Origin of the sequence: Psychrobacter sp. Choline-02u-9 (assembly GCF_002836505.1) — a bacterium.
Taxonomy (GTDB): Bacteria; Pseudomonadota; Gammaproteobacteria; order Pseudomonadales; family Moraxellaceae; genus Psychrobacter.
In genome coordinates this window covers 1-4,162 of the sequence record NZ_PJBF01000010.1, presented here as the reverse complement: position 1 = coordinate 4,162, position 4,162 = coordinate 1, and the positions used below count along the sequence as shown (strand labels likewise).

Annotated in this window: 4 protein-coding genes; all 4 read left to right on the top strand. The window is 45.0% G+C overall.

What is annotated here, in order from left to right; all coding sequences use genetic code 11:
* Positions 1-593, top strand: a 593-nt coding sequence (locus tag CXF69_RS00475; protein ID WP_101205938.1) for a c-type cytochrome, incomplete at its 5' end; no start/stop codon positions are given.
* A gap of 169 nt (positions 594-762) precedes the next feature.
* The gene (locus CXF69_RS00470; RefSeq protein WP_102078920.1) at positions 763-1,401 is read left to right on the top strand and encodes a DUF411 domain-containing protein; all 639 of its coding nucleotides are present in this window, start codon (positions 763-765) and stop codon (positions 1,399-1,401) included.
* Between the two features lie 67 nt (positions 1,402-1,468).
* Complete coding sequence (locus CXF69_RS00465) at positions 1,469-3,166, top strand: copper resistance system multicopper oxidase (RefSeq protein ID WP_102078919.1); 1,698 nt, start codon at positions 1,469-1,471, stop codon at positions 3,164-3,166.
* A gap of 25 nt (positions 3,167-3,191) precedes the next feature.
* Positions 3,192-4,162: copper resistance protein B (locus CXF69_RS00460; protein WP_102078918.1), on the top strand; the 971-nt coding region annotated here is incomplete at its 3' end.

The window sequence follows — 4,162 nt, the reverse complement described above, 5'->3', positions numbered from 1 at the left end:
ATATGAAATTTTTATTGGGTGCGCTCTTTACCGTATTTGTGGCAATCGTTGGCGTGTTTGCGGTTGTTACTAGTGGTGTTGTCAATGTGGGAGCTGACCAAGAGCATAGCCCAATGATGTTTAGCTTTTTGGAAACCGCTCGCAATCGTTCCATAGCAAATGCCAGTAAAGATATTGTGGTACCAGACTTAGAGAAGGTCGATATCAGCTCTGGGGGCGCGGACTATAAGGATATGTGTGCAGGCTGTCACTTGTCTCCGGGAGTGGCACAAACTGACTTTAGTGAGGGCTTATATCCAAAGCCGCCCAACTTTACCAAGGCTGATATTGTCAAACGTTATCAAACAGAAGACGGTGCAAAGCAAGGCTTTTGGGCAATCAAGCACGGTATTATGGCATCTGGAATGCCTACGTGGGGTGCTTCTCATGACGACGCTAGAATGTGGGCAATGGTAGCCTTCATTAGATCGTTACCTGAATTAGATGAAGCTCAGTACACGATGCTAACCACTAGGATAGATGGCGATATGATGGACATGTCATTTGACGGTGATATGAATATGTCGGATGATGGATCTGGAATGCAGCATTAATACTTTCTAGATATGAAAGCCTCCTAACTCACGGTTGTCGCTATTATATTAATAATGCAGTACTGAACAGTGCTGCATGTAATGTTTTTAGTTAAGTACATAAGAATTAAATATAGGGTGTAAGTTTTTAGAATATCGAGCATAATAATAGACGTTTAGGAGTAATTTAATGAGACATTACACACATGTGCTTTCTAATGGACATAGCTGGTTATCCGGTCGTGTCCTTTTATTGGTGGTGACATCGTCACTCTCGTTAACGCTAGCCGCTTGCAGCCAATCTAATACCAGTGGCTCTGATTCTCAACCAGTAAAGGTTGAACAGTCTGCTACCCAGAATGCACAAGTACAAAATGAAAGTTCTGCTCCTACAAATGCTCCCGTTAACAGCTCGTCATCATTACTCAAAAACGTCTCAGCCACGGTTTATAAAGATGCCAACTGCGGCTGCTGTAAAGAATGGGTAGGCTATGCCGAAGGTCATGGTCTAAGCGCAACTGCGCAAGACGTTACAGATTTATCTTTATTTAAAGAGCGTTACGGTGTCCCGCAGCAAATGCGCTCTTGTCATACCGCCGTCACTACTAATGGTTATGTTTTTGAAGGTCACGTTCCTGCTAAACACATGGCTGAATTCTTAGCAAATCCTCCTGCACAAGCTATTGGACTTGCCGTACCGAGTATGCCGGTTGGTAGCCCCGGTATGGAGTATGAAGGTAAATTCATGCCCTATAAAGTCATGCAATTGAACAAGGATGGCAGCACTCAAGTGTATGCGGCTATTGAGTCGCCAGCGCAGCAGATGTAGTTCTATTAATAAGTTATCAGATATATAAGTTCAACTCTCATTTCATGGATTAACTTAGGTCAATATTATGAATAAAAACAGATTTAACCGCAGGCGTTTTTTGACAGGGTCATCCACCTTGCTCGGCGCGTCGATGCTATCCACACTACCGACGATGGCTAATAGTGCTTTAACTAAAAGCCAAAATGTCGTAGTCAATAGTGATAGAGCCGATCACATTGTACCTATACTAACGGGTAATGAATTTGATCTTTATGTCAGTGAGAAGATGATAACGGTCAACGGCAAGTCAAGCATGGCAACGCTGATAAATGACTCACTGCCTGCGCCAACGCTTAAGATGCAAGAAGGCGATACGGTCACCATTCGAGTCCATAATCAGCTGAATGAGTCGACCTCTATTCACTGGCATGGCCTCTTAGTGCCGTTTGAGATGGATGGCGTACCGGGTATCAGCTTTGATGGTATTCCTGCGGGTAGCACCTTCACGTACAAATTTAAACTGATACAGTCAGGCACTTATTGGTATCACTCGCATACTGGCTTCCAAGAGCAGACCGGTATGCGCGGGGCCATCGTCATTGAGCCGAAAGGGCGCGAACGCTATCCTATCGAGGAAGATCACGTTATCCTGCTTAGTGATTGGACGCATCGCGATCCGCATAATCTGCTAAAACTACTTAAGCAGCGTGCTGACTTTGATAATTATCATCTGCCAGACTTTAAAAAGCTATTGTCCGATATTGCCGAAACGGATCTGAAAACCGCGTTTGATAAGCGCAAAAGTTGGAATCAGATGCGCATGATGCCCACTGATTTTACGGACTTGTCGGGTGAAAACACATTTACCTACCTTATCAATGGCAAAACCACAGCGGCTAACTGGACGCAACTTGTCAAGGCTGGACAGCCTGTCAAACTACGTTTTATTAATGGTTCAGCGCAGACGATATTTGATGTACGCATCCCCGGCCTAAAAATGAAAGTCGTCGCGACGGATGGGATTGATGTCAGTCCCGTCGATATCGATGATTTCCGTATTGGGGTGGCCGAGACTTATGATGTCATCGTGACGCCCACTAAAGACGCGCATACCATATTTGCTCAAAACATAGATCGGTCAGGCTATGTTGCGACAACGCTTGCTACCAAAAAAGGTGCTCGTCCTGCGATACCTGCTATGGACAAAATCGAATGGCTGACGATGGCCGACATGATGGGCGCCATGGGATCGAATGGCTATAACGCTAAACATGCCAAAACAGAATATGACTTTAAGTCCGATATGCGCGTTGATAGTCCGCGTATGAACCTTGATGACCCTGGTATTAATCTACGTAACATTGATAGAAAGGTTTTGAATTATAGTCAGTTGCGCTCTGTCGGCGATGAGATAATGGCAGAGCAGCGCAAACCCACCAGAGAGATTGAAATACATCTGACGGGAAACATGGAGCGCTATATTTGGGCTCTAGACGGGGTTATGTTCAAAGATGCCGCACCGGTCAATATTAAGCCGGGTGAGCGCGTACGTATTACCTTAGTCAATGACACCATGATGAATCATCCCATGCATTTGCATGGTATGTGGAGCGATCTGCGGATGCCTTCAGGTGAGTTTCAAGTACGTAAGCATACGATAATGGTACAGCCTGCACAAAAGATAAGCTTTGATGTCACCGGAGAAGCTGGCAGATGGGCATGGCATTGCCACTTGCTCTATCACATGGAAGCAGGGATGTTTAGAGAAGTTGCCGTTGTTTAATAAACCTTCGAATATGAGCCTTATTATGAAAATATATAAAGTAGGTCTACCGTTTATTGGCATGTCATCTTTGATGCTACTAATGTCACCTTTAGCAAACGCTGCTGAGATGTCGAACATGGATCATGGCAGTATGGACATGTCTGGTATGGATATGTCAGATATGGATCACAGCAGCATGGATATGTCGGGCAATATGTCAGATATGGACCATAGTGGCATGGATATGTCAGGCGATATGTCGGATATGGATCATAGTGGTATGGATATGTCAGGCGATATGTCGGATATGGATCACAGTGGTATGGATATGTCAGGTGACATGTCAGATATGGATCACAGTGGCATGGATATGTCGGGCGATATGTCAGGTATGGATCATAGTGGCATGGATATGTCGGGCATGGATCATGGCAGTATGGACATGTCAGGAATGCAAGGTGGTAAAGCTCCAGCTGATGCTCGCAGTCCTGACTATTCAAACGGCGTTCCCTATGGTCGCTTTGGTAAGCCTGTGATGATGGATAGCTTACCGTTATGGGGTGTGTCAGTAGAAACTTTGGGCTATCAGTTTGAGAATGACCAAATCGATTTTGAGTTTGATACGTGGTACGGTACTGATAGTAATCGTGTCACTCTACGCAGTGAAGGTAGTGCTCAAACTAACGATGATAAAGAAATTGATAGCTTAACCTCACTCGCTTATTGGAAGCCGCTCGGTATCTTCTGGAATGGAGAAGCCGGTGTTGCTTATAATACTGAAAACGATAAGTCCGCAATCATGGCAGGCATTGTTGGTACGGCGCCGTACTTCGTTGAGACTGACGCAAGAGCTTATCTATATACTGATGGTCAAGTCCAGCTTGATCTTGGGACAGCGTACGAGTGGCGCTTAGATCAGCGTTGGGTGGTCAGACCAGAGCTGGAGCTGACTGCCTTTAGTAAAGATGATACCGATAACGGTATTACTAAAGGATTTAATGAGTTTGGGGCTGA

Coding starts and splice junctions, on each gene's coding strand:
- CXF69_RS00470 (WP_102078920.1), top strand. CDS start 763: ATGAGACATTACACACATGTGCTTTCTAATGGACATAGCTGGTTATCC.
- CXF69_RS00465 (WP_102078919.1), top strand. CDS start 1,469: ATGAATAAAAACAGATTTAACCGCAGGCGTTTTTTGACAGGGTCATCC.